General features: G+C 61.6%; 26 protein-coding genes. 10 read left to right on the forward strand and 16 right to left on the reverse strand.

Annotation, left to right across the window (positions count from 1 at the left end; genetic code table 11):
* Window positions 1–193: 193 nt before the first annotated feature.
* From ACFQ9K_RS01805 to ACFQ9K_RS01820, 4 genes are all read right to left on the reverse strand, one after another.
* Window positions 194–529 (reverse strand): hypothetical protein, encoded by a 336-nt coding sequence (locus tag ACFQ9K_RS01805; RefSeq protein WP_378715836.1) that lies wholly within the window; start codon window positions 527–529, stop codon window positions 194–196.
* A 552-nt stretch (window positions 530–1,081) separates the two neighbouring features.
* On the reverse strand, window positions 1,082–1,249 hold the full coding sequence (locus ACFQ9K_RS01810) for a hypothetical protein (protein ID WP_378715834.1): 168 nt from the start codon (window positions 1,247–1,249) through the stop codon (window positions 1,082–1,084).
* Between the two features lie 1,245 nt (window positions 1,250–2,494).
* Entirely contained in the window at window positions 2,495–3,064 is a 570-nt protein-coding gene (locus ACFQ9K_RS01815; protein WP_378715833.1) for a hypothetical protein, read from the reverse strand.
* A complete protein-coding gene (locus tag ACFQ9K_RS01820; RefSeq protein ID WP_378715832.1) occupies window positions 3,013–3,516 on the reverse strand; it encodes a hypothetical protein in 504 nt (167 codons plus the stop codon). The genes ACFQ9K_RS01815 and ACFQ9K_RS01820 overlap by 52 nt, the downstream gene beginning before the upstream one ends.
* Window positions 3,517–4,340: 824 nt before the next feature.
* On the opposite strand from ACFQ9K_RS01820, the gene ACFQ9K_RS01825 reads away from it, so the two are divergent.
* The 3 genes from ACFQ9K_RS01825 to ACFQ9K_RS01835 all read left to right on the forward strand — a co-directional run bounded on the left by ACFQ9K_RS01825 (window position 4,341) and on the right by ACFQ9K_RS01835 (window position 5,630).
* Window positions 4,341–4,682, forward strand: a complete 342-nt coding sequence (locus ACFQ9K_RS01825) for a hypothetical protein (RefSeq protein WP_378715830.1) — start codon at window positions 4,341–4,343, stop codon at window positions 4,680–4,682.
* A gap of 7 nt (window positions 4,683–4,689) precedes the next feature.
* The gene (locus ACFQ9K_RS01830) at window positions 4,690–4,908 is read left to right on the forward strand and encodes a hypothetical protein (protein ID WP_378715829.1); all 219 of its coding nucleotides are present in this window, start codon (window positions 4,690–4,692) and stop codon (window positions 4,906–4,908) included.
* Between the two features lie 215 nt (window positions 4,909–5,123).
* Window positions 5,124–5,630: a hypothetical protein gene (locus tag ACFQ9K_RS01835; RefSeq protein ID WP_378715827.1), complete on the forward strand. Its 507-nt coding sequence runs from the start codon at window positions 5,124–5,126 to the stop codon at window positions 5,628–5,630.
* Window positions 5,631–6,122: 492 nt separating this feature from the next.
* On the opposite strand, the gene ACFQ9K_RS01840 is transcribed toward ACFQ9K_RS01835, so the two are convergent.
* A complete protein-coding gene (locus tag ACFQ9K_RS01840; protein ID WP_378715826.1) occupies window positions 6,123–6,476 on the reverse strand; it encodes a hypothetical protein in 354 nt (117 codons plus the stop codon).
* 478 nt (window positions 6,477–6,954) lie between these two features.
* Between ACFQ9K_RS01840 and ACFQ9K_RS01845 the strand changes: the two genes are divergently transcribed.
* Window positions 6,955–7,329 (forward strand): hypothetical protein, encoded by a 375-nt coding sequence (locus ACFQ9K_RS01845; RefSeq protein WP_378982672.1) that lies wholly within the window; start codon window positions 6,955–6,957, stop codon window positions 7,327–7,329.
* Between the two features lie 993 nt (window positions 7,330–8,322).
* On the opposite strand, the gene ACFQ9K_RS01850 is transcribed toward ACFQ9K_RS01845, so the two are convergent.
* From ACFQ9K_RS01850 to ACFQ9K_RS01860, 3 genes are all read right to left on the reverse strand, one after another.
* On the reverse strand, window positions 8,323–8,583 hold the full coding sequence (locus ACFQ9K_RS01850; protein WP_378715822.1) for a hypothetical protein: 261 nt from the start codon (window positions 8,581–8,583) through the stop codon (window positions 8,323–8,325).
* Window positions 8,584–8,613: 30 nt separating this feature from the next.
* Window positions 8,614–9,438, reverse strand: coding sequence for an NUDIX domain-containing protein (locus ACFQ9K_RS01855; protein WP_378715821.1), 825 nt, complete (start codon window positions 9,436–9,438; stop codon window positions 8,614–8,616).
* A 414-nt stretch (window positions 9,439–9,852) separates the two neighbouring features.
* On the reverse strand, window positions 9,853–10,005 hold the full coding sequence (locus ACFQ9K_RS01860; protein ID WP_378715819.1) for a hypothetical protein: 153 nt from the start codon (window positions 10,003–10,005) through the stop codon (window positions 9,853–9,855).
* A gap of 568 nt (window positions 10,006–10,573) precedes the next feature.
* Between ACFQ9K_RS01860 and ACFQ9K_RS01865 the strand changes: the two genes are divergently transcribed.
* A complete protein-coding gene (locus tag ACFQ9K_RS01865; protein ID WP_378715817.1) occupies window positions 10,574–10,936 on the forward strand; it encodes a YciI family protein in 363 nt (120 codons plus the stop codon).
* Window positions 10,933–12,177: an RNA polymerase sigma factor gene (locus ACFQ9K_RS01870; RefSeq protein WP_378715815.1), complete on the forward strand. Its 1,245-nt coding sequence runs from the start codon at window positions 10,933–10,935 to the stop codon at window positions 12,175–12,177. The genes ACFQ9K_RS01865 and ACFQ9K_RS01870 overlap by 4 nt, the downstream gene beginning before the upstream one ends.
* Before the next feature lie 222 nt (window positions 12,178–12,399).
* On the opposite strand, the gene ACFQ9K_RS01875 is transcribed toward ACFQ9K_RS01870, so the two are convergent.
* Entirely contained in the window at window positions 12,400–14,004 is a 1,605-nt protein-coding gene (locus ACFQ9K_RS01875) for an MFS transporter (protein WP_378715814.1), read from the reverse strand.
* A gap of 201 nt (window positions 14,005–14,205) precedes the next feature.
* Between ACFQ9K_RS01875 and ACFQ9K_RS01880 the strand changes: the two genes are divergently transcribed.
* The gene (locus ACFQ9K_RS01880; protein WP_378715812.1) at window positions 14,206–14,559 is read left to right on the forward strand and encodes a YciI family protein; all 354 of its coding nucleotides are present in this window, start codon (window positions 14,206–14,208) and stop codon (window positions 14,557–14,559) included.
* Window positions 14,560–14,823: 264 nt separating this feature from the next.
* Here ACFQ9K_RS01880 and ACFQ9K_RS01885 read toward each other — a convergent pair whose 3' ends face one another.
* Genes ACFQ9K_RS01885 through ACFQ9K_RS01905 form a run of 5 tightly spaced genes read right to left on the reverse strand, consistent with a single transcriptional unit; the run spans window position 14,824 to window position 18,277 of the window.
* The gene (locus ACFQ9K_RS01885) at window positions 14,824–15,249 is read right to left on the reverse strand and encodes a hypothetical protein (protein ID WP_378982675.1); all 426 of its coding nucleotides are present in this window, start codon (window positions 15,247–15,249) and stop codon (window positions 14,824–14,826) included.
* 2 nt (window positions 15,250–15,251) lie between these two features.
* Window positions 15,252–16,055, reverse strand: coding sequence for a 3-(cis-5,6-dihydroxycyclohexa-1,3-dien-1-yl)propanoate dehydrogenase (gene hcaB / locus ACFQ9K_RS01890; protein ID WP_378715808.1), 804 nt, complete (start codon window positions 16,053–16,055; stop codon window positions 15,252–15,254).
* The gene (locus tag ACFQ9K_RS01895; RefSeq protein ID WP_378715807.1) at window positions 16,052–16,354 is read right to left on the reverse strand and encodes a hypothetical protein; all 303 of its coding nucleotides are present in this window, start codon (window positions 16,352–16,354) and stop codon (window positions 16,052–16,054) included. The genes hcaB and ACFQ9K_RS01895 overlap by 4 nt, the downstream gene beginning before the upstream one ends.
* Window positions 16,351–16,965 carry a 3-phenylpropionate/cinnamic acid dioxygenase subunit beta gene (locus ACFQ9K_RS01900; protein WP_378715805.1) on the reverse strand — a complete coding sequence of 205 codons (615 nt, stop codon included), beginning with the start codon at window positions 16,963–16,965 and terminating at the stop codon, window positions 16,351–16,353. The genes ACFQ9K_RS01895 and ACFQ9K_RS01900 overlap by 4 nt, the downstream gene beginning before the upstream one ends.
* Entirely contained in the window at window positions 16,952–18,277 is a 1,326-nt protein-coding gene (locus ACFQ9K_RS01905) for an aromatic ring-hydroxylating dioxygenase subunit alpha (protein ID WP_378715855.1), read from the reverse strand. Before ACFQ9K_RS01905 ends, ACFQ9K_RS01900 begins: the two co-directional genes overlap by 14 nt.
* 381 nt (window positions 18,278–18,658) lie before the next feature.
* On the opposite strand from ACFQ9K_RS01905, the gene ACFQ9K_RS01910 reads away from it, so the two are divergent.
* Window positions 18,659–19,183, forward strand: coding sequence for a cysteine dioxygenase (locus ACFQ9K_RS01910; RefSeq protein WP_378715803.1), 525 nt, complete (start codon window positions 18,659–18,661; stop codon window positions 19,181–19,183).
* An 11-nt stretch (window positions 19,184–19,194) separates the two neighbouring features.
* A complete protein-coding gene (locus ACFQ9K_RS01915) occupies window positions 19,195–19,572 on the forward strand; it encodes a rhodanese-like domain-containing protein (RefSeq protein ID WP_378982786.1) in 378 nt (125 codons plus the stop codon).
* Between the two features lie 180 nt (window positions 19,573–19,752).
* Here the strand turns inward: ACFQ9K_RS01915 and ACFQ9K_RS01920 are convergent, their stop codons facing one another.
* Both ACFQ9K_RS01920 and ACFQ9K_RS01925 read right to left on the reverse strand, forming a co-directional pair.
* Complete coding sequence (locus tag ACFQ9K_RS01920) at window positions 19,753–20,229, reverse strand: hypothetical protein (RefSeq protein WP_378715799.1); 477 nt, start codon at window positions 20,227–20,229, stop codon at window positions 19,753–19,755.
* Window positions 20,230–21,085: 856 nt separating this feature from the next.
* The gene (locus tag ACFQ9K_RS01925) at window positions 21,086–22,840 is read right to left on the reverse strand and encodes a hypothetical protein (protein ID WP_378715794.1); all 1,755 of its coding nucleotides are present in this window, start codon (window positions 22,838–22,840) and stop codon (window positions 21,086–21,088) included.
* A 1,431-nt stretch (window positions 22,841–24,271) separates the two neighbouring features.
* Here ACFQ9K_RS01925 and ACFQ9K_RS01930 point away from each other — a divergent pair.
* Window positions 24,272–24,835 carry a hypothetical protein gene (locus tag ACFQ9K_RS01930; RefSeq protein WP_378715793.1) on the forward strand — a complete coding sequence of 188 codons (564 nt, stop codon included), beginning with the start codon at window positions 24,272–24,274 and terminating at the stop codon, window positions 24,833–24,835.
* The last annotated feature ends 2 nt before the right edge of the window (window positions 24,836–24,837 follow it).

A 24,837-nucleotide genomic window follows, 5' to 3' on the forward strand; every position in this document is an offset into this window, starting at 1 on the left:
CCCGTGTTCGCAGCTCACCGATGATGCGCTCTCTGTCACGCACTACGAACACCTCCTTCGGGAGTGCCGGCGATCGTTGCGCAGGCTCCGGTCAGCGATCCCGATCGTTGACGCGCTAACATCCGATACTGCCGCGGTGTTCCGGGCGTTCGCGAAAGTCCGCAACTGCCGATGTGCGAGCCTGTCCGGTTGCTCAGTTGTCAGTTGTTTCGGTGAGCCGGTTCTTGATGAATCCTCCCGTGCTACCGGTGTCTAGACGTGGTTTCGGGTTGAGCATCATCGGCTTCGCGGCTTGCAAAGCGTCATGGAATGTTTCGAAGAAATGGTCGTGTGGCATGAACTCTGCACCGTCGGGTATATCTACCGACAGGCCCCATTCGTTGCCCTTTCCTTGAATTACTGCAAAATGTCCCCTCCAGCGAAGCTCGAGATCCAGAACTCCCGACGGTAACTTGGCGTATTTGAACACGATGTCTGGCCCGAATTCTTTCCGCACCATCTGAACCAATTCCTGATCGACATCGCTCATTGTCCGCCGCCTGGTTTCGATAGTTTGACTTCGCCCGTTGGTTTGCTGACGATCTCAATAGAACCGTACTTCGATAGGGTACGTGCCGGGTGCGACCTCCCTGGGCAAGAGGTGTTGATATTTGTCGTCGATCCAAACATCGACACCAGTGGTGGTCCAGGAAGCATCGGCTGGTTGCTGCCGGATGCCCATCCGCACTGTGCCGGTGGTTGCGCCAGGATGGTCGGGCACCATTCAGCGTAGGAATTGCTCTCATATCCCAGTTCTCGATACCGGGTGTCGCCGGACCATTCTTGTTTGCCGGGAGCAAGATCCTTCGGCGGGTTCGGATCGGCGGGGAGTGGGGTCGCCACCGTTTGCCTGGTGGATGAAAAGGTTGTTGTTCTGCCGCACCCCCCTTCCATCCGACACCTCGGCGAAGGTCGGCACCACCGTGGACCAGGCGACGAGGTCGGTTGGGGAGATCCCCATTTGGGCGAGTAGCAGCTTTGCCGCGGCGAGCGTCTCCGCGCCTACCCCGGGCACGGGGCGTCCACGCGGTCACCGCCGCGGTCATCGGCAGCGCGGCCGCCACCAGCTCGCCGAGCGTGGCCGGGGATAGACGAGCAGGCGCGCGGTGCTGGAGCGCCCCAGCAGCAGCACCCGGTCCTCGACGAACAGGCTCACCCGGCGGCGCCGGCGATACGGCAGCCGGATATGCCCGTTGCCGGTGACGATCACCGTGCCGCGCCCCCGGGCACAGCAACAGCGCCCCGGTTTCGGTAACGGCTACTTCCAGGCGAACGGAGGGGTGGCAGCCTGTGCTTGGGGTAGGGGCGTTTGTGGGGCTATTACACCTTGGTTGCTGGCTTCGCATGGGTTCGGGGAAACGTGCTCGATGAGACACGCCGACACGTGGATCCTTCGTCCGAGATGGACCAGCGATCGTTCCGTTATTCAGAAGAGGCCACTCGGTCGGGTATGGGGAGTGGTTCTGGCTGGTTTCAGCAAATCTCTCGCGTGGCTCAACTGGGTCGCGGTTGCGGGCGGGAGGGGCGCTTATGCCCACATGCGCACGTGTTGAGCGCTGAAAGTGTGCTGGGAGAGGGCGGTATGGCGCATCTGCGTCAGGGGCGGGATCGGGGGGCTCCCGAACGCGACATTTGTGACACAAATGCCGCGTAGCGGCGGTGCGCGAGAGGGGACTCGAGCTCGCCTCTGCGTCAGTGATGACGTCGCCGCGTATTCGAGAGCTGTTGTTATACGTCGCTGGAGCGTAGCACGAGCGTGGTGGTGCATGCCGTTTCCGCTTATCGTGTTGTGTTGTAGTTCTTTTCGTGGTGACTGAGTCTGTTGCTGGGCGCGAGGCGAAGGTTTCAGTTGTCGGTGTGGGGTGTGGTCGGTGGCAAGGATGAGTCGGCGAAAGGTTTGCTGTGGATGAGGTCCTCTGGAACGTCGGCGAGCCGGGTGAAGTCCGGACCGCTTGGGATGGAGCTCGCGGTATTCCAGAGCGCTGTAGATCGGCGTGCTGGCCGGGTACAAGTGGCCGGTGGGGACGCCGCAGCGAGATCGCCGAGACGTCGTCAGGTTCGCGGGCAACAACGTGCTCGACCGTGAAGAACTCTAGGTCGCGCCACTCGCGCTGAAGCGCCACACGGGCCCGTTCACTCATCTGGTCAACTCCTGAGGATCGCAACCGTTCTCGGCGGTCGCACGCTTGCAGGCCGGTATAGCGGCTGGTGGACAGGACGGCCAACAAAGGCCGCCGTGAACCGCTGGCGCGTGGCGCCGATGGGGCATCAGTGCAGTGGTCTTCGAAGCGCAGGCGGCTTTCGGAGGCCTGCACAGGTCCGTGTCGGCACAGGTCGTCGGATCGGCATCGTCGTACCAACGCGCGGCTTTTCAGCGGCCTTGCCGGGGCGTGCGGTTGGCTGACGCGTCGCATTCGCTCACCGACATGCAGTGGGCAGGGTTGTTCCGAACGGATTACTCGATGCGTATGACCCGGTGCGGCATGTCCGCCGGATCGGGGACGCGGTCGAGCCGTACCCAGTACGGCAGGACGAAACGCAGTTTCGGGACCTGCCGGCCGGGGCCGGTCCAGTAGGTGTGGAACGAATGTGATCTCTGGTGGGGTGGTTGCTCGCGCCCGGTGCCCTCGGCGAATTCGCCCCGGTCTGCGCGGATCCGTGCGGCATAGAGCTTCGGGCCGAACTTCCAGCCGAGTGCGTGAATATCGTTGCCAGGCTTGAGTTTGCGGCTGGTGTGGCGGCCTGCGGGTGTCGCGACCTTGCCGAGGTCTCGGTTGTCAGTGCACGCGTAGAGCAGCACCGTCAACGCGGCGCTGACCAGCGTTCGCAGGTATCGCGTCCACGCCGGGTCTGATGGCGGCGGCCCACCGCAGGTCTGGAATCGTGCCAGCGACGCCGAGACCATCTCATCAATGGACAGAGGTTTGTCGGTGTCGATGGTCGTACGCACCACGTCGAATTCCCGCCGCCCGCTCACCTGCACCAGAAACAGCAACCCCAGCGCGGTACGGGTGTGGTCGTGCACCAGGCAGAGGCCTCCATCGGCGCGGCGGCCGTGGGTGAAAAGCCGGCTAGTCGCCAGGATTCACTGGTCCGCAGACTGATTCGCCCCCTTGATCCGGGCAGCAGGACGAGAGGCTCGGTGTGGGGCAGCTGACTCCACACCGGCCCGGGAATCGACGTCGAGGAGGTGCCTTCCAGGATCTCCACAAGATCGGGGTGCACAGCATAGGTGATGCGATTTCGTTCCCAGAGGTGATAGACGCTCGCGGCCGCGAATTCCCCGGCCGCCTGCGCCCGGCGCTGGGGATCCCATGCGGGATCATCGAAACGCAGCAGCACCGCGCCGTCGGCCAGCCCGTCGAGCAATTCACCTCGGCCGTTGGATACGAGGCGATTCCGCGGTTCGCGCGCACTGCGGGTCACCATGTCGAACAACGCCCGGGTCCGCGACTCCAACAGCCCCGGCACGCCCATACCGGACCTCCATATCCCCTGACGATCGCTGCGGCCATGCGATGGTAGCGGGTAGCCATCACGCTTGGCGGTGTTCGCTCGCTTGAGCGCACAGTGGCAGTTGGCACAAAGGCTCGATTGCTGCAGCTACCTCAGCCCGTTCTGAGACGACTGAACTCCCGCGCAGGACGCATAGTCGAACCTGAAATGGCCGAGTTGTCGACGAACATCCTGTGCGGGAACCCCTTATCTGCTGCACCCAATCTAGCGATGGTTAGCCCGCGCCAGTTTTTCGCTGGCGCGGGCTAAGCGTCGTCATGTGTTCGAAGCTCGCGAGATGTCGGTGTCAGCTGCGGTTCTGATCGGTGAGAATTCCGTGGAGGTGATCATGACCGCAGTCGCAGGCATCATGGCGGTCGTCGGCGAGTTCGACCGTCGGCGAGGACCGCGCACCAGGTGGGCATGTGAGTTGCTGGAACGGTTCCGCGCCTACCTGGATGGCCGAGATGACCGCGCCGACAACATTTATCACGAGCGGGTCGCAGACATGCTCGCCTGGCTCGGGACCACGACCATCACCCCGGCGCGCTCAACAATCCAGCAGCCCGCGATCGGGCGGTCACGGCGTACCGCGACCACTTGCTTGCATATTGCCGAGCCTCGACAGCCAAGCTGGCCCTCGCAGCGATCGACGTCTTCTATCGCTGGCGTGGCCTCTGGCCGGCTGCGGTCGCACGGGTCAAGGTCAAATCGGAAAGCCCACGGACCCTGAACAATGACGAACAGCGCGACCTACTACACGCGGCGGCCCGCACGCGGACCACGCGAAGACGCGATGATCGGGGGTGCTGCTGCACAACGGCCTGACCGTCTCGCAGCTGCACCTACTCGACACGGACTGCTTCACCATCACCGACGACGCGGGCGTGCTGCGCGTACGCAGCCTCAACGGCCAAGTCCGGACCACCGTGCTGGCCACCAGCACACGAGAGGCACTGCGGCGCTGGATGATCGAGCGCCGCGCCATCCTCCGCCGCTCGGGCCGCCGGCGCCGTGCACTGTCCATCTCCCGCGATGGCCGCGACACTCGACTCGTCAGGGCCTCCATCGACCGCCTCGTCAGTGACATCGGCCGCGAATCCGGATCGCCGCGATTGTCCTTGGGCATCCTGTGCTACACCTTTTGACTCCCGAATGCTCGAATTCGGCATCGACCCCGCGGTCGTCGCTGCGGCGATGGGCCTGACCCGACCAAACCCGGCCCGCGTCCGCGCGGTCTTAGACCTGCCCAATCCGGCCGCTGCGGCTGACATCGTCGAAGCCCTCGCCTATGTCGCCACAGGACGCCCACGGACGGTCCGATCCTGCGCGCGTGCGCGGATCGCGGAACAACTGGCTTTCTTCCCCAGCTAGCACCCCAATCTACTCGATGCGCGACTGCCGACCTGGCGCCCGCCATTCCGGCAGGGGCGATATTGCCGCAACCTCTGAACTGGAACGTGCCGTCGGCGCAGGAAAGCGTTGGCGGACAGTCGTGAACGGATTACGGTCTACCGCATGCCCTCGAGTGCGAATCCGCGATCGGCCGGATGTCACCGTCTACGGGATCGACGATCCGCGACCAAGGCATGAGCCCTAATGTTCCGCAACCGGATCGGGTATTCGAGGACTGCGTCGTCGACTACGTCCGGATGAATGCCGAAATCGTCGACCAGTCCGCTCACGGTCGCCCGGAATGGCAGTTCCGATCCGCCTACCACCTTCTGCTGCAGCACGGGAGGTTCTTCACTGCGCGCTCGCGACCACCGCAGGTGCCCAAGATGCCGGACGGGTTCTGCTACCGCAACGCCGCACACACCGCGGAATCCCACCCCGAACTGGGCCTGGTCTACACCGAGGGTTTCGCGTTCCACATCTTGCCTGTCCAGCACGCATGGTGCGTGAGCCCGGACGGTATCGTGGTCGACCCCACCTGGGAAGAGCCCGGGTGCGCGTATTTCGGTGTGGCCGTGGCGGATCGGTCCTTATGGCCAACCGGCGGCGGAGGCTTGCTCTCCGACATCGACCGGTGCCTACCACTACTCCGTTCCGGGATCCCCGGCTCCGCGCTGGCCGGACTCGGCCGGACCATTTGATCCCCGCCCTGCCATGTGTCCGGGCACACCATTCCCATCACCCTCCATCTGAGTCGAGAACGCCCCCTCGCCGCCGCGGATTGAGTCTGGGCAGTGCGGCTCCGGCGCCAAACCCGGTCCCGTCTGAGAGCTCTGCCTAGACCATCGTCGGTGCTTCGCCGCGATGCTATACCTTCAACCAGATACCGGGGCTACGCGCCGAGCGTAAGGCCCGACTCGGCCGAGCCGTCGAGTCCTACGCTCGGGCCGGGAGAGTTCTCCTCGCGCCCTGACGGTGGGGAAGAACTCGACTCTCCTAGTCCGCAAGGTGGTTACGCTGATTGAAAGGATGCAAGTGGGGGGAGGCGAGCGCATGACTGTGGCGCTGATCGCGGCGATGGCTGGGGGTCATCGGAGTCCTGGTGGGGCGCGCCTGGGACCACCTGTCGGAATCGGGACGCTGTCAGCAACTCCTTGAAGACTGACCCCTTAGCAAATCCCGAACAGGGTCAATCACCGAGCGTGCCAGAACCAATATTGAACCGGACTCGACACAGCAACGTAGATCGGCTTTATCGACGCATGCTGCGCGGGGGCACGGTCGGCGGCTACAGAACGGCTGCCCAGTCTCGATGCCCCCTCCAGCGCCGCGGCGACCTGCGTGCGATCGTCGGGATGTTTATGTGAGAGCAGCAATTCGGTGGTCAACTCGACTGCACCGGGCTGGTATCCGTCCATGACGGCGACCTCGTCGGACCATTCCCGCCGCTGTTCAGCGACCCAGAGCCGGAAGGTGCCACGCTCTGTGGTCTCCCCGCCACCATCTGCCCCAGCGCCACAACGCGCAGTCTGCCCGAAACCCGTCACGACGCAATTATCCGAGCACACCACCCCCACCGCGTCGGCTCAAGGTCACCACGCTCGTGTCGCCGGTCAACCGCCGCCAACACCATGGGCTGCGCTCAGCGAACACACCCGTGTGCTGTGTTGGTTGATCATCCTGATGCCGTGGTGGACATCGCATGGAAGCTGAGGGGCGAGCCACATCCTCTGACTTGGCACAGGTTTTCACCAATTCGGAGGTTGTCAACCGCATCAGCTCGGTTCAAGGAGAGCAGCGACAATAGCACTATGACCGCTCGCGACCTGCGCCCGTGACGCGCTGCGTAATCAACGAGAACTCCTCGGCGCTGCGACAAGTAGCCAGAATTGCTCCGCGCCGCGACAAGCGCGTTTCATCGGGAGGAGCCGCACGCTCCGATGGCGTCCATCGCCGCCGAGGCTGGTGCCGGGATCGGCACCCTACCGGCATTTCGCCACCCGTGACGAGCTACTGAGTCACCTGATGCATTGCTCGTTCGAGCAGGTGCTCGTCTATCTGCAAGCGGCCGAACGCGAAGGGGCTACGGCGGCCGAGCGCCTCGAGCTATTCATCGCCGCCGTGATCGACCAACGAAACGACCTCGTCCTGCCCCTGCGCGCCGGACCGTCAGTCACCGACACTGATACCGCCAGTCTTCGCGACGAGATCCATAAGAGGGTGCAACTGATCATCGACCAAGGCATCGCCGATCAGACATTGCGACCGGACACTACGCACGACGACATCGTCGCCTTCGGCGCCCTCGTCACGCAGCCGCGTCCGACCGATCCCGGCTGGGTTTCCACGTGCCGCCGCCTAATCACGATCTATCTGCGCGGAATTCGCCAGATCCCTTGAGTCCGCAGCAGACGCGCATCGGCTCGATGACCGCTGTTTGTTGTTCATGCTGCGATGGTTACGGTTGTGGTGTAGACGGCTCCGAGGATGTGTGGCCGGCTGTCGTCGACGGGGGAGGTGAGTGTGCGGGTGACCACGAAGTGGGCGCGATCATCGAGATGAATTGTGTGATAAGGGGTTTGGGTTCATGAGCTGACGGGTGGTGTCAGCGGCTGTGCTGTAGACGGCGTGGGGATTGTGGCTTGTTCGAGCGCGGTCCCACCCGGCAAAGCGCCGGTCCTGCGCAGCAATCCTTACGAGCAGTGATGAGTTCAAGCCGGATCCGGCTTGGGACAGAAGCATTTTGTGGCGGGCGATTTCGGTGCGTCCGTCACCGACGACCAGCTCCGAGGCGTGCGCGATGTCCTCAGGATTGTCCGGTGCTGATTGTTTATGAACGGTTTCTGGACCAGAAGATTCGACTGGCTCGTCGGGTGATGTGTTTCTCTAATTCGCTTATGCTGAGCGGTTTCTCGTCGAATCCGTGCAGTGTGAATGACCATTTATCTGTGGCGGCTGTTACGATCTCAGCGGCAAGCCATTCTGATCCGGGATCACTCGACACGTGAAGGAATATACGGTGGCGGTGAGACAATTCGGATTCGCGACTCTCGTTGTATCGTGATGCTAGACCGCATGGGTGGAGGGGCGGCTGGATGTCTATCCAGACCGCCGAGTCTCCGCGTTGCAGTGTCGCGTCCCAGAGGTCGTCAATCGTCCCGCCGAGCGAGAATACGAGACGCTTGAATTCTTCCGGGTCGAAGTCGTCACCGAATGTCATGGCCGCAATGCGCTTCACCATTGCCGTTGTATCTTCCTGTGGTAGCCGTCGAATCGATCTTGTCGAGTGCCGCGCGTTTCGGGAGCTGGTTTATGGGTGAGGATATCAGCTTCCCACCACCGGCGATTGAGCTAATCAGTGGCGGAAATCGCGAGTTTTCGAGTATTGCCGCGTTACTGCGTGTAGTGCTGTGTCGGCACCCGATCCGGACGAGTTTGTCCTCGGTGTCGGCGAGGCTGATCTGAGTTCTTCGGCTTCGCCGAGCCAGCCTGCGCGTTGTGCTTCGGCGATGTGGCTTTGCCTGCCGCCACGAGCCGCAGCACCGTACTTCCCGAGCCGCAGCCCAGGACCTGATTACGAAAGCAGGCCGGTATCCAATTCATGCCCGAGGGGAGCAGGGTGATGTGCTGTTTGGTCGCGATGGAATTGCTCATACGCACCTCCGCATGTGGGTATCATCGAGCTCACTCGGACGATTCGAACAGTTTGAGAATTGAATCGAGCTCTCTCGACAGTGCTGAGTGAACCTTGCCTTGGCGGACCAGATTGACTAGCTCATTATGGGGTATCCAGCCTGCGGCGGAGGTTTCGTACCCGTCTATCGTTGGCACAAAACGTTCGGGAGCAGTCGCGGCAAAGTTGGTATATTTCCAGTCATTCGGCCCGTTTACGACATGTTCCCCGGCAAGTCTCATTCGGTCCAAATAAGCTTGGTCGATGCCTACTTTCTCGCTCGTCTCACGAGCTGGTCCCTGAGCTGGCCTCTCCAGTGAGTAGAGTATCCCCCCTGGCAGCTTCCACTTTCCCTCCGAGAACCCCAGAGCAGATTTCGTCATAAGATACCGTGCAACGCCATCGTCGCCTATATTTCGAATAAGCAATCCTGCTGCGCCATATGCTCCCTTTGCTCCTGGCGCGACGTATCGATCGCCAGACTCGCCGGGGTGGTCTAGAATCTTAAACGGGCGCGCGGCGTCTTCGTTGGACAAATCGGCACTCGTGCCTGAGTCTGATTTCAGCAGCGGGAAATTATCTGAACGACTATTGTCGATAAGGCTGCTGTGACTGGCTCCAAGAAGATCGGGACGCTCCAGAAGCTCGACCTCGACATACTTTGTTCTGAACTTTCCCCAATTATTTATCTCGTCCTCATATATTTTCTCGCGCCTCCTGAGCACTTCCATGAAGGTTCCATCGTTGAACAGAATCTCTCTACCTTTCGGAGCGATCAGGTATGTCGGTGACATCTTTGCCGGTCTTAGAATGGATCCGGGCGTCGAGATTGCCACGAAACCTTGAGTTGAAAACAGTTGTGGCGCTTATGAATCCCTTATCCTTGACTATCGCCCCCTCCTGGTAGAGATCCAATACCTTTTTGGGTAGGTTGACGCCTCGATGCAGGAGGCCCTCAAAATTTGGAAATTTGGCGAGTGCGCTCCTTATATTGTTGATCCGCTCCAGTCGATCTTCGGATATCTCCAGGTCTTGACGTAACGCCCGGTTGTGTCCTATGAAATCGTATGCGGAGTAGCTTTCCAGTGCGTAGACTTCACCATCTGAGAGCCGCGCCGGAGCCGCGTGAGGGACTGCACCTCCGGCTGTCGAGACAGTCAGTGTTTCCAAGTTGTCAGAAGTGGGCTGCGTCCTTTGTGGCTCTGTACTTAGGTCGCGTTCGTCGTTCCTGGTCGTTCTGATTGCTTTTCCTAATTCGTCGTTTTGTCGATAATTGTATTCGTTACCTCCTTGGCTTGTTTGCTGGCCGACAAAGATCTGGCGGATGCATCGTCAGCCATTTGCCGCAGCTTTCGTGCCAAGCGATCGCGAAGCTTCTTGAAGGCGTTGCTGGCTTCGTTCACGCGATTCCTCTTGAAGCGTATGCCGACAGTTGTGCCCGTCTGTGGGATGGATTGGGATCCCAGATGGGTAGCGCGTCGTGTACGGCTGATGCAGTGACGCCAATGATAGAAGGATCGTGCGCCTATCGATGCGGGCCACGCCTGGGAAGAGCGCCGGAGTTGTCGGCGCCTCGACAGTCGAGGGTTTGTGGACCTGCCCGACCCCGCCATGAGGTATCGCGTTAAGCGTCGCCTGAGATTTATGTCCGTCCGCACAACCACCCGCAGCGTCGGTGTCGGTTAAACTCAGATAGGAGCGATCGCCGGACGCAAACAGCTCTCTGGTTGTTATTATTGCCTCGATGTGGTTGGCGGTGAGGAATCACGTCGCTGGCCCTTGGTGCTGGGCGGCGGCAGTGGCGGCTATCTGTAGGCGAACTGGTCCTGGCTAGGCCAATTCCTCGCGGTCGCCGACGTGTGCCCGGATCCAAGGGCGCGTCAACAGCGTCTGATGAGACGCGCCGAGATCAATAATGCTGCGGAGAGCACACTAAACTGAACGTGACGACACAACAGTGGAGACGCCTGAATGAAGTACATGCTGATGATTTACCAGAACCCAGCCGCTTTCGAGGCTCTGTCCAAAGACGAGATGCGGAAGGTGATGGACGAAGCTACTGCGATCTGGCAGGAGCTGAAGGGCACCGGGGAGTTCGTCAGCGGCGAGGCGCTCGCCAATCCGCTGACAAGTAAGACAGTTCGGGTCCGCAACGGCGTGCCGGCTGTGACCGACGGCCCCTATCTGGAGTCGAAGGAACAGCTCGCGGGGTACCTGGTCATCGAATGTACGACCGAGCAGCGCGCGATCGACATCGCGGCGAGGTGGCCCGACGCCAAGTATTGGGCGATGGAGGTACGGCCCGTCATGCACGGCTCAGGTGTGGAGATGTGATCGTCCACGCCGATGTCGAGGTGCTGCTGCGGGAACTGGCGCCGCGGCTCCTTGGTACGCTGGTACGCCGCTTCGGCGACTTCGACCTGTGCGAGGACGCCGGTCAAGAAGCCATGTTCGCCGCCGTCGTCCAGTGGCCGTCGGAGGGCATACCGGATAAACCGCTCGGCTGGTTGGTGACAGTCGCCGGCCGCCGACTGACCGACCAGCTCCGTAGTGAGGACGCCCGCCGCCGCAGGGAGGCGACTGTCGCCGCGATGACCCCTGCGGACGAGCTGCTGCTGGTACAAGGCCCGGACAATACACAGGCGAACGACCAGGACGACACGCTCGTGCTGTTGTTCCTCTGCTGTCATCCGGCGCTGTCCGCGGCTTCGCAGGTCGCCCTGACTTTACGAGCGTTAGGAGGTCTGAGCACTGCACAGATCGCGAAGGCATTCCTGGTGCCGGAGTCGACGATGGCACAGCGCATCAGTCGGGCGAAGCAGAGCATCAAGGCCGCGGGTTCTGGCTTCCGGCTGCAACCGACGGCGGAACGTACTGGCGATTTGCACGTCGTGCTGCAGGTTCTATACCTGATTTTCAACGAGGGTTACACCGCCACAACGGGATCGGATCTGCAACGATGCGACCTCACCGGAGAGGCGATTCGGCTCGCCAGACAGGTGCACCGCACGCTGCCCGACAATGGTGAGGTAGTCGGCCTACTGGCCCTGATGCTGTTCACCGAAGCCCGCCGGAGGGCCCGTGTCCGCTCGGACGGCAGCCTGGTGCCACTTGCGGAACAGGATCGGGAACTGTGGGATCGGGATGCCATCACTGAAGGCCTTGTGTTGATCTCAGATGCGCTGAGCCGCTTCCCACTCGGCCCATACCAGCTTCAGGCGGCGATAGCGGCGATCCACGCGGAAGCCGCTTGCGCCGCAGATACCGACTGGCTTCAGATCTCCGCCCTATATCGCCTCCTGGAGCAAGTCGCGCCCAACCCGGTTGTCACGCTCAACCGTGCTGTCGCCGTTGCGATGGCTCAAGGTCCCAAGGCGGGCCTGACCGTGCTCACTACATTGGACGAAGACAGTCGGATGACTGGACATCACCGGCTACATGCCGTCCGCGCACACCTTCTGGAGATGGACGGTGATTACCAGGCGGCCCGTGATCACTATCAACAGGCCGCCAGGCGTACAACAAGCATTCCCGAGCAGCGCTATCTGTACGGCATGGCCGACCGGCTTGCCTAGCGATTCCACCGCGTCAATCTGGTCTGCTGGGTGGTACGTCATAGATTCGCACTGCCCGACGGACGCCATGGTTAGCAGGAACGAGCCGAGGGAACCGCCGAGAAAGAAGATCCCTGGCGATGTTACGCAACGGCGCTAATCACCAGGAAGCCTTCCGTTATACGGTTTTGGTAGTGTCTGTCGGCCTCAGCTCTGTCTGCCAGCTATCCGCTGTTGTCATGGTCAGTCGTCTGCTGTCTCTGGAATGGACTTGCTGACTGCGCGGCTAGAATGCTCGACCTCGGCGGGTGCGAGATTATTCGGCTTGGGCGTCAGCGTAATCGCGGTGAGCGCAGCGAGGCCGATGAAGACAACAGCGCCGATAACACCAGCGATACTGAGGCCGGATGCGAAGGAATCTCGTGCTGCATCCAGAAGCGGTGTCGCCTGATCAGGGGCTAGCTGCGGAGCTACCGCCACCGCACCGGCAACGGTTTCGTGCGCGTTTCGCGCTGCCTCGGGCGTCAGACTGTCGGGGATCGAGTCAGCCACGCCCGCACGGTAGACAGCTGCGCCGATCGACCCGAGCACGGCCATCCCGAGCATTGACCCGAGGTAGTTGCTCGTCTCTGCGAGGGACGCGGCCGATCCGGATTTCTCCGGCGGAGCGGCCCCGATAATCACACCGACACCAAGCCCCAGCAGGGGGCCGACGAAGAAGTGCACGATGGCGAGACCGATCACGACCTGGAGTAGCCCACCCGAGCTCTGGGCTTGGGTGATCAGCATGAAGCCGACAGCCCCTATGACGAGGCCGCCCACGATTGGGATGCGCAAACCGATTCGTTTGGCGATGCTGGGAGCCAGCATCAGGCCTACCGCGATGGAAAGACCGGTTGGCGCCAGGAGCAGCCCAGAAGTGGCCGACCCGTACCCTAGGACCGTCTGGATGTACTGGCTGGTCAGCAAGAAGGTGCCAGCCATGCATCCGCCGGCGAGTAACAATGCCGCGAGTACGGCGCTGAGTGAGCGGTTACCGAACAGCCGCATGTCCAGCAGCGGATTCGTGCTCCCGCGCTGTCGCAGCACGAACCAAATGCCGAACACCACCCCGCACACAATCGCTGCGATGGGCACGATCGGCATGCCGGAGTCACCTGCTGCCAACTGCTTCATGCCGTAGATAACCGGGAGTATGGCGGCGAGCGACAGGACGACGCTGATCGGATCGAGCCGCCCGCTCTGCGGTGCCTTGTATTCGGGCACAAAAATCGGCCCGGTCACAAGCAGCAGCAGCATGAATGGCACGCCGAGCAGGAACACCGAGCCCCACCAGAATCTCTCCAGCAGCAGGCCGCCGACTACCGGGCCGAGCGCCGAGCCGACCATTACGCATGTGTAGATCCAGGAGATGGCCGTTCCGCGCTGCTTCTCGTCCTTGAAGATGTTGCCGACCAGGGCCAGGGTAGACGGCATCAACGTCGCTCCTGCGATACCGAGCACTGCGCGGGCGATGATCAACGTTGCGGGGCTGGTCGAGTACGCGGCCAGGATGGAGACGACACCGAACACCGCCGCTCCGATCAGGATCAGCTTGCGTCGGCCGATTCGGTCGCCGAGTGTACCCATGGTGACAAGGAAGCCGGCCAGCGTGAAACCGTAGATGTCACTGATCCACAGTTGTTGCGTGCTCGTCGCGTCGAGCTCGGTGCTCAGATGCGGCAGTGCCAGGAACAACCCACCCATATCCAGGGACGTCAGCAGGGCAGGCAGAGCTAGGACAGAGAAGCCGATCCATTCCTTCCGCCCTGCCCGCTGGTTGGCGGCCACCGGTGTCGGGTCGTGCATGATGAATCCTTCCTTGTTGACGAACGCTGACGTCCTCGTGTCTCTCGGACGTCCTCACCAATAGGTCGGAGCTGAAGGTCGGCTCTCGACATCGGTGACTTCACCGAATCTGTCGCAGCCGAAATGTCGAGACCTATGGGTTCGCTCCGACCTACTGATGAAGGCGTCCGAGTGGGACGCATCGGCAAGCAAGGAGCGAGTATGAAGTTTCTGCTGGTGAACTACATGAACCCGAAGATTTGGAACGGTCTGTCCGAGCACGAACAGCAGGAGGTGATAGATGGTCACGGTGACTTCCAGAAGACGATCACCGAGTCCGGCGAGTTCATCGGCGCTCTGGCGGTCGCCGATCCTTCCCAGAGTGCCGTCGTGCGTGTGCGGGCCGGTGACACCACCACCACGGAGGGACCCCACACACAGTCGGAGGAGTTCTTCGCTGGCTACTATCTGATCGAGGCGGAAAGCAGGGATCGAGCTCTGGAGATTGCGGCCCAGGTCCCCGACGCCAGCATCAACGTCATCGAAGTCCGCCCGGTCATCTACCTGGCGTCGTGACCAACAGTTTTCTCCGCCTGGGTGTGTGACCTCCGAATAAGTGCAGGCCGGTGGAAACCCCTGACCATCGGCCTGCACTGCCGCCGGTAGCCGTCCTAGCGGCGCGATCATCAGGAGGTTGTAGGGGGCTGCCCAGCGGTGCCCTGATGGGGAACCGGCGTTTGCGAACCTTAATGCCATGAGTTCGTCTGCGTCGAGCTGGATGTCGTGTCCACACGTCAGCTTGATGCCCGTTGATCGAGGTCGGGCTCCTACCGGTGGCGATCATTCCTCCCCGCCTATTGCAACACGACCGACTGCCGCCTGATGGAATCGGGAGATAGTCGCACCTGATTCGACTCCCCGACGAATCGCCTCCTTCGTCTGTTGAAATGGATTCACGAAAACCCCGTTTGGCAGCCGCACACCCAGCGACCCTTTCTCGTTGATATGCCAGTCACCTTTGGTGTCGGCAACGATGCAGGCACCCAGAAACGAACCGATCAGCGACGTCAGACTTTCGACGACAGGCTCTGGGTCGAAACCTGGTGCTGCGCGCTGAAGTTCGATCAGATCGTCGAGCCATCGCAAGGAGGCTCGGTTTAGTCCGAAATCTATTCCGCTTGCCCGACCGAACAATTCCAGTACTAAATGAACATGCGAGTCGATCGCTCGGCGCGCTTCTTCCAAATTGCGGATTTGTGCGGTCATCATCAGGATCGTTTCTTCGGGGCCGAGATGGCTACTCCGCCGTCGGAGTGCACGGTGTCGCCGGTAATGCCGCGGGCCCGATCCGAAGCAAGGAAGACGTAGCTCCACGCGTGATCGGCACCTTCGAGTGCGACTCGCAATGGTGTCCGAGCAGCAAGCTCTTCGGCACGTCCCGGCATGTCGCCAAGGCTTCGCTGCGCCATTGCCAGACTCGCCAAGCCACGGAGATCCGTACCAAGTGTGCCGCCCGGTGCGACGCCGTTCACTCGTATGTCTGGGGCGAGATCGTGGGCCAGCGCGGTGACCAACCCACGGACGGCGAATTTCGAAGCCAGGTAGAGCACGCCGCCGCGGCCAGGATAGTAGGACGAGCTGGACTCGGTCAGCAGGATGACCGCGCTGTCGGTGGCGAGTAGCTCGGGCAAAGCCGCGCGGACGGAGTGCAGGATGCTTTTGACATTCGTATGGAACATCTCGTCGAAGGCTTCGTCCAAGATGGCGCCGTCGATGTCCACGATGCTTCGATAGAAGTCGAAGACCCCGACGCAGGTGACCAACGTGTCCAAACCGCCGAATGCTTCAACCGCCTTCTCGACTGCGGCCACGTTATCGGCCCTGGTCGTCGCATCGCCGACAGTGACTGGCACGTCGGCGAATTCGCGGCGCAGCGCGGCCGCCTTGGCGGAGTCGCGCTCTAGCACGGCGACCTGAGCCCCCTCGGCCCTGTAAGCGGCCACTACGGCCCGGCCGATTCCTGAGCCTGCGCCGATCACGAGCGCACGGCGGCCGACCAACCAGCCATTCATTCGGATCGGCGTTCGTGTTCGTCCGCTGTGAGCGGCTGGAATGGGTTGCCGATCATGGCCGAGAAAGTTGCCGTGTTCTGCCACGTCAGTGCTTCCAGCTCCAGCGGACACAGACATACCCACTTACCCGACTTGGGCGATTCGATCAGCAGCCGGGCGCCATTGCGGGTCTGTACCCGGCGTACGTTGACCTCGGCGAATTCGTTGGCTACTCGGAGCGATTCACCAACGGCGTGCTCGATCAGATCATCAAGTCGGGCGTCCGTGGCGGTGCGATCGTCGCCTTCCCGCGACGTCATAGGAATATCGCCAGGTTCTGCATACGGATCACCGCATCGTCGACCGCGATGGTGCGCCGCGCGAGTTGCCACCCAATTTCCGTGTGTCGCAACAGATCCTCGCGTCCGGCCGAGATCAATGCTCCCGCATGCACGTCGCCTCTGTTCCGGAACAGCAGAGTGGCGGACTCGACGACCACGTGCTTTGCGTCCGGAGTAGCGAATGTACGTACGTTGGACAGGTGATGGCGGAGCCGTGACGGTGGATCTTCGGTCCACGCGTGCTCTGTTCGGAAGCGTGCGATCCGACGCTCGAGTGAGTATTTGTCCTCGTCGAAATGTGCCATGCCCGGCGTGGTGTCGAAACCGGCGCCGACGGCGGTCGTCACCCGGGACGGCATCAGATAGTGGATGTCGTCGGTGAGGAGCTCGAGCCACGCGGTGTAGTCCTGGGCGTCCAGCAGCCATGCCTCCTGCACCAGCCAGTGGTGTGCCTGCAGATGCCGCGGGTGATCGAAAGGCAGTGCGGCGCCGGTCCGTTGGATCCGGGAGGCGTGAGCGCCGAGTATTGATCGACCGGCGTAGGTGTCGATAACGGGCGCGACATGTCCATCATGTTCATCGGGGAGCATCGACGTCCTCCCGCACGGAGGGAGCCAGCCGCCGTTCGAGATGGTGGGTCCATCGCGTAAGTAACTCGCGCTGGTTGTGTTCGCTGTAACCGACACGTGCGCTACCGGGTCCGTGGAACTGGTCCCAAGGCAACGGTTGGACGAGATCGGTGCCGTCCTCGAGCATTCCCATCCGGCTGTTGAGCGATAGCCGGCGTGCCATCGATCCGGCCGCCGTATCGGTCAGCGACACCCAATTCTCAACATCGTCCTGCTCGAACATGCCGGTCGAGCCGAAGCACATGAGATAGGCTTTGTAGGAAAGTGCTTTGAAGGACTCCGGGGCCTCGCGATCGACCGCGAACCAGGAGAGAACTTCAGTCTCGTGCTCGCTGACCGGCTGCCATTGCCGTAGTGAGATGAACGGCAAGACGTCTTCGGAGTCCGCTATGCGCGGCCAATTGTGCACGAAGGACAAATTAGGGAACAGGGTTGCGGCCGAAACCATGAAGCCGTCCGTTCCGATGATGTTGATTTGATCTTCGGAGAAAGATTTCTTCATACGGTCGACCATTTCTTGCGGGTAACCGACGTAGCGGACTCGATTGTCGAAGTCCCCCGGCGGCAGCTTGTAGGTGGTACCGCCGCCGTTTCCCGCCCAGTAAGTGGCGCCGTCCTTGCGTTTCGCGCCTTTGGCCTCACGGAACAGCCCTATCTCCACCACCGAGGAGTGGGTGTGTGGAGTGTGGTACATGTCGCCGGCGAAATTCTCGGCCCCGATTTTCCAGTTCGCGTTGATCCGCCACCGCTGCGGGCCGCGTATCTCAATGCCGCTGGGACTTTGCTTGGTGTAGTAGTCGAGGTAGAACCTGAAATCACCGAGATATTCGGACAAGGGGACTGCGTCCGGGTCCATCGTGATGAAGATCAGCCCGTTGTAGGTGTCGAGGCCGGGCGCGGGTAGCAGGTCGTATTCTTCGCGGCGGAGGCCGCGTTCCCCACCATAGGCGGCATCGTGGAAAGGCACACCGACCAAGCGGCCGTCGTTGCGGTATGACCACCCATGATAAGGGCATCGGAAATGCGAGGCGTTGCCGATTTCGGCGCGACATATCTGCATACCACGATGGCGGCACATGTTGAAATGGGCGCGGATTTCGTCGTTTTCGTCTCTGATGATGATGAAGGAATCATCAATTATCCGGCGGACGACGTAGTCGCCACGCCGCGGTATTTCCGACTCGTGTGCTATGAAGATCCAGGCACAGCCGAAGACATGGGTCTTCTCTCGATCGAAGAGTTCCCGATCGTTATAGATGTGGGCCGGGATCATCCCGCCGCCGACGTCCGGCACTATGGCGGACGGATCGCTCACGTCGTCTCCCTACCGTTGCGCCGACGATGCCCGTTCTGCTGGCGGCCGGATGCTATTAGCCTGATCGACCCGAACCTGTCCCTACTTGCCACCGTTGGGAACATGATGCTGGTGTGCGCAGGGCCAGAGTGGTGATCGCGGAGTCGGCGTCGGCGTCCGTCGCGATGTTTCCTGGCGATGGGAAACTCGGCGTGACCGTGCGTTCGGTGTAATCTGCTGCTCGTGCCAAAGCTGCTTTTGACGAGCGATCGGGTTGTCGACCTGGTTCGTGTCGCGGCTTGTGCGTGTTGTCGGTGACCCGCCCGGCCTTCCCCGACATCGTCATGCCAGGAGCACACTGTGACTACATCTCTGCCGGTGAATCTGAAGCACGCCAAAGACATCCATTCAGACATCGACTTCCCGCTGCTCAATGATCTCGTCGATGCCGAACGCGCGCTGTGGACGCCGGCCGAACTACAAGGACTGACCAGCGCGGTCGCACGCGACCTGACCGCGCCGCTACTCGGGATACTGCGGTACGACTCTCGGCGACGTTGGTGGGCGCGGCTCGCGCTGACCATGGGCGTCGAGTTGTGGTTGCTGTCCTGGACTCCTGGACAGGGGACCGTGCCGCACGATCACGGAGGTGCCTGCGGCTCGTTCACGGTGCTGCTCGGGGCGCTGGAAGAAGACTATATCTATCCGAACGGACGAGTCCGCGGTGCAGTCCGGACAGCCGGTTCCACGGTCGCGTTCGGGCCGGACCGTGCTCACCGATTGTACAACGGAAGCGGCCACCAGGCCGCCTCCGTACACGCCTACTCCCCACCCCTGCGGCCGATGCGCGAATATCGGGCCCTGACGGATTTCGCAGGCGTATGAACGCCGCGGCGATGCTCGCGCGAGCGCGGGCAAACTTGGTGCGTGTCGAACCGGAACAAGCCGAGAGGCTACTAGCGGATCGAGCGCTGTTGGTGGACATCCGGCCGTACGCGAATCGTCTTGCCGAGGGGGAGATCCCCGGCGCGGTGATCGTCGAGCGGATCGTGCTGGAATGGCGGCTCGACCCGCACAACGAGTTCCGGCTCGCCGGACTCGCCGAAGACAGCACGGTGGTGGTTCTGTGCAACGAGGGGTATGCCTCCAGCCTGGCCGCTCGCGACGCGCAGGAGTTGGGCTTGCGCAACGCCACCGACATGATCGGGGGATTCCGGGCGTGGAAAGCGGCCGGGCTTCCCGTCGTTCGCGGTGGATCCCCTGCGGTGCCATAGCCGTTTCGAACTGCTATAGCTCGGCAAGGGCTCGCCTCCGATGCCGAGACGCCCGTAGTGCCGTTGCCGACCATTGGGATGCTGGAGATCGGCTCCGCAATGGCGCCATGACGGCACCGACTCGATTGCTTTCGCGGCGGTCTGGCGCGGGTGCCATTTTGGTCCGATCGACCCTGTGCGTCACTGTCTACGGGAAACAGGTGCCAAGACACCCGCACGTCGTAGTCGTTCGACCCATGCTTGCGCGGTGTATCGCGGGACGCCGAAATGTTTTGCCAGTTGACCGACGCTGCCGGTCTTGAGGAATTCCGACTTGACTTTGCCCGCGTCCGGCATCTTGCGATATGGGTTTTTCTCGGAGTCGCTGACAGGAGACCTGCGTGGTTTTCTTTTCTCCGGCAGCGAATCGGCTGTTCCGGCGATGAGCTCGAACGCGGCAACTGTGCTCAGCAGGGCCTCTTGAAGCTGTTCGATGTCGATCGTACGCAGGGTTTCGGCAACATCATCACTCGGGCCTCCGCCGCAAATGGCGAGTTCGATAATGCGTGGTTCGAACTCTTCGTTCTGCCTGATGACTGCGCTGATTCGATGGTTGGGCTTTTGATTTTCGGCGTGCGACGCCACAGTGATTATGTAATCTCGCATGCCGCTGTCCATATGTGCATCTCCAGTATGCCGACCGGTTCGTTGGGCACCGTCACACCCGGTGTTCTAATATGTTGCGCCGCTGGCGTTTTGATGCTGCCCCCACAGTTGGGGATGTGGGGTCGGAGAAGGTCAACCTGGACCGATCCTCTCGGCGGAGATGCCTGCCGCGGCCTTGGTACGCGGACGGTGCCGCCGTCTACCTATGGCGAGATTGCGTCGGCAAGGCTCCGCAGTCGCTGAACGTAGTTCGAACTCGGTGCGTTGGTCGGTGACATGGGACTGAGCGCGCGGAAGCCCGCGACGAGCCCGTCGTCGATGCCGGGCAGGGCCTGTGTCGTGCGGGATCGAACCTGCCGCTTTCCGCCGGGCGACATCGCGGGTGCCCGTCGACTGACTTGTTCAGTGCTTGTGCCTCGGCTGATGCGCAGGTGGTGACCGTGATCGCGACATCGAGCACCCTCGGTTCGGCGCCAGGGCGAGTTCTCTGAACTGCGACTACCACTCCGTGGTGCCGACGGAGTGTGCTGGAGGATCTACGTATTCGCGTTCTGAGGGCCTCCGACGCCGGCGTTCCTGCTCTGTGCTTCGATCAGAGCGTCCGCTCAATTGTCGAGCCGCTCGCGATTGCCGAGGATGCACCGTCGCCTGGTCTGGTGGCCTGCGATACCGGCGGGAACTGTGGACAGCCGCCGCACCTGCGACGATCGGTGCGAGATGCGTGCTGTCACATCGCCGGCCGTCGAGTCTGTCCGGTTGCCTTACAACGTGGTTCGGTTCGCTCCCTGGCTCAGTGTTGGTTGTTACACGGGGTTTATAGTGCGTGAAGAACCTAATTCCAGCAATCCTGCTCACTCATTAACAGACGTCAGAGCATGTCAGGGCCATATTTCTCGCCTACCTGTTGAGCATAGGCGACGGCTTCGGCATCGTTTTCCAAGAAACTCTTTCCTCGGTATACCTCTTCTGCCCACTTTCTGAGGACAGTCGCATTCTCTGTGCGCACATGGACAGCTAAATCGGTATGGCCGGCTAAGTACAGGGGAGGAGCCTGATATCCATTCGGATGCATGAACGCCGCATTGCGGCTAAAATGGTCCCCGCCGAATTCTCGCAAGGACTTGGCGCACCGTACGCCATCAACCACCGGATGAATGTGACCATATTCGTCCAGGCCTCGCCACATATCAGCGACAGAATCGCACGGCACACCATGCTCGACAAGGGCTCTGCCAGGGCGAACCACGCCATTAGGGAAGCTGCTGTCCTTGTAAACCACTCGGGTGGAATTACTATCTTCCAAGAACAGCCGGGTCCCCTCCAGCGGGCCGTGACCGCGCCCCAGTCCGTCGAGGTCCACGCCGGCGAGAGTTTGCACACGCCAATCAGGATCGAACCGTCCCGCCTGCATCCCCGGCCGAGTAGCGGTAGATTCGGTGAACTTTGTGCCCAGCACCTGCTTGCGCATTCCATCGGCCACATCCCTCGGGAGACCTTCCCGGATCGCATGGGCTCGTACCAGCTCGCCTGAGCGCCGCTCGTCATAGTCGGCCGCGGTGATGCTGAACCCAGCGCGATTGCCGCCGTACCGTCCATCTGCAGCGCATCCAGACGTTCCGACAGAAAGGTAGTCTTGCGCTCGAACTTCTGCTAGCCCCTGCGCTCTCAACGCGTTCAGATTCTGCCGCGCGCGTTCGAGATCGCTCATGAGGCCGTGGCCATTATGATAAGTCGCCCGCAGTCCGTTCTCCATCGCTTCGGTAGGCCCCCAATAGTGTCGAAGAAGCGGTAGACCGTCATGCGCGAGGATATCGGGATGCCCCATAAGGCTACGCACGGCGTACACATGATGGCTCGCGATTTTAACCATGCTATGTGCGTAGGGATGGTCGAGCGCCTCACTCGGGAGACGCATCCTGATGTCCTGATTTTCCCGATGGGTCACGCGTTCAGGTAGTGGTCCGTTCTCTGGATTGTGCAGTCGTTGGCGGACCTCGTCGATATTTTTCAGATCCTCTACCGACCCATGACGCTGCATCAGACTGCATGTGTCCGGGACACTGGCAACCAGAGGTCCGTCGTCGATACGCCAGCCGCGAGACATAAGATCCGCATGGGAAACTTCCTGCGCGCCGACACTGACCCGGATACGTCCATCCGTGACCATGTCGCGCCCGTCTCGCGATTTCATTCGCGTCCATCCTGGTTGCCGCACAAGGTGATCTAGCGCCGCTGTGTCGGGCACCGAAACATCGAGGTCGGCAGAATTCCAGAAGCCGGGACCAAATGTTTCCTCAAGGGCACGCGGGCCGGTGACAATCGCATGTTTTGCGATCGGCTCGCCCAAATTCTTTCCCAAGTCCGCAGCCAGTGATGGGTGTGGTCGCGTGACGTCGGCCCGGTGCGGGGAACTGGGCTCGGACGTCCGAGCGTGCACATCGTGGACGCGTGCGCCTGCCTTCACAACTCCCTGCCCGCCTTCAACATCAGAGTCGACGCGCATCTTCGCGGTAGTTTCCAGCGTTGAAGCTATTTCGCTCGTCCTCCCCGCAACAGCATCCGCTCCACCGAAGAGCTTGGTCGCCAGCCGAGTAGCTACTTGGACCAACTTCATTCGCGCCACGGCCTCATCCTCGGAAATCACTCACCTGACGCCGGCCGCTACCGCGCAAGCGCACAGGGACACAACTGAAACCGTTACCACACGCGACGGCCTGAGAATAGCCGCGGGGCCGGTCGCCCCTTCGAAAGCACATCAGGGCACGTTTCTGGTTGCCGTAGGTGCTGGTGTCAGGCCCGCCGCTGACGGCAGTCTCCAACTGTAGCCGTAAGGGTCTCCGCTGGCCTGTGTCCAGAGGCGGAAACCGGCGCGCATTCCGTAGGGAATCAGTCGGGTGTATGTGCGCCCGACTGCCGTGATGGCGAATGCGCTCGTCGGCGCTACTTGATCCCAGGGTCCGGCGTCGTGGAAACCATGAGACGACACCACCGGTGTACAAGTACCTCCCGAAGACACTCGATACTGAGGCGACAGTTGTCGAGCTGTCCGGGGACACGGGACCGAACGCTGGCGGGGGCCGGTAATCGGAGGACACGATTAATGTGACGCTCCACGCCCTACCTGCCTTCGCCTCCCACCCAGACAAATCCTGCGCTACATGGACAGGAAAAGCGCCCGCCCCCTGCGCGGCGGCAACCTCGCACATCTGGTCGGCGAGCGACCGAATCCGCGGGCATCGTCGAGGCTTCCTCATGCTCGCGAACGACTCTGTGTGTGCCTGCGATCCTAGTAGCCGTCGTACCCGGCCACGCTTGTGTCACTGAGACCGCTGCCGCCCATTGTGAGGTTCGAGCCCTTCTTGCGGCGCCGATCACGCTGCCGTATGTAGTCCGCGCTCAAGTCGGCACCTGCCTGGCGCGCACGGGTCAGCCGATCCGAACTGACAGGGCGACGACGGAGATGTTGGCGGCGGATGACCAACACCGCGACTGATGCGATGATGACACCAACGCCTGCGACAGCGACCAACATTTCTATAGCCATGCGACCACCCTTCTATGTATGGGGCCGGGGCGTCAGGATAGTCGCCGATGAATAGACTGCGGCTTACCAAAATTGGGAATGGCGCTGCGCTTTCGTGGTGGACGTTTGTGTAGCTGCTTCGTCGTTGACCGGCGCCCCGACATGCAACGCGCAGCCTTGGTGGGGATGGAACCCGTATGATTGTCCGCGCCCTTACCGGTCGGCTGCCGGCCCGGGAACTCACGACTAGGTCGTGGTGGCTACTGCTGATGTTCCGATGCGGGCACACGGTACACCGCGCCGATCGTCGTCGGTGGTCTTGCGGTGTGCGTGGTCGGACCCTCGCTTGTTGGCCCTCCGCAGGACAATCTACGGCTCAACCGTCTCAGAGGCGGGCGTTCGAGCGTCCACTGGTCGGGGACTCGTCTGGAGTGTGTGCGCGGGCGGGCGTATATGAAGAAGCGTCCCACGTCGGAGGGATGAGCGTCCCAGCGATGGGAAGCGGACGGGCGGGAAATACAGTCACGCCTTGTGATCGAAGATCTCATCGAACTTCTACGTCGGCTCGCGGGTCGGATGCCCGATGAAGACCTCCGAAAGATGCGGCACTTGCTGGGTTTCCGCGAGATCGACAGATTGGTGCGATTTTTGCCGAGTCGGTTGGTGGACCTTCAAGTCGGCCTCACCAAGGCGGAGTTCGAGTTGCTCGTCAATATCGGATCCGTGCAGAGTATCTGGGCTATCGGCGATCTGCTCGACATAGGCTTTTTGCCCGAGTACGGCTTCAGGGCGATGGAGGAATGGTGTCCTGAGGACGACGAACTACTGACCGCCGCAGTCGCTGTTCCAATCCTGTTGCGTGTGCTCAAGGCCCAGCGCAATCGGGCCTCCGCGTTCTCGAGCTGTCCGAGAGCAACCGTGTACGTGGCCGTTTTGGGGGAGGGGGCGGATGTGGCCCGGCACCAAGCGCATTTGCAGTGCAATTCTGGCTCGGCACTCGTCGAAGCGATGCTCGAAGGTGAATGGCTGCCACCCTACCAGGCGGCGGCGTTGGCGACCGGTACGCAGATCTGGTCGAGGGGTGTCACAGTCTGAGG

Origin of the sequence: Nocardia sp. NPDC056564, from assembly GCF_042793755.1 — a bacterium.
Classification (GTDB): Bacteria; Actinomycetota; Actinomycetes; order Mycobacteriales; family Mycobacteriaceae; genus Nocardia.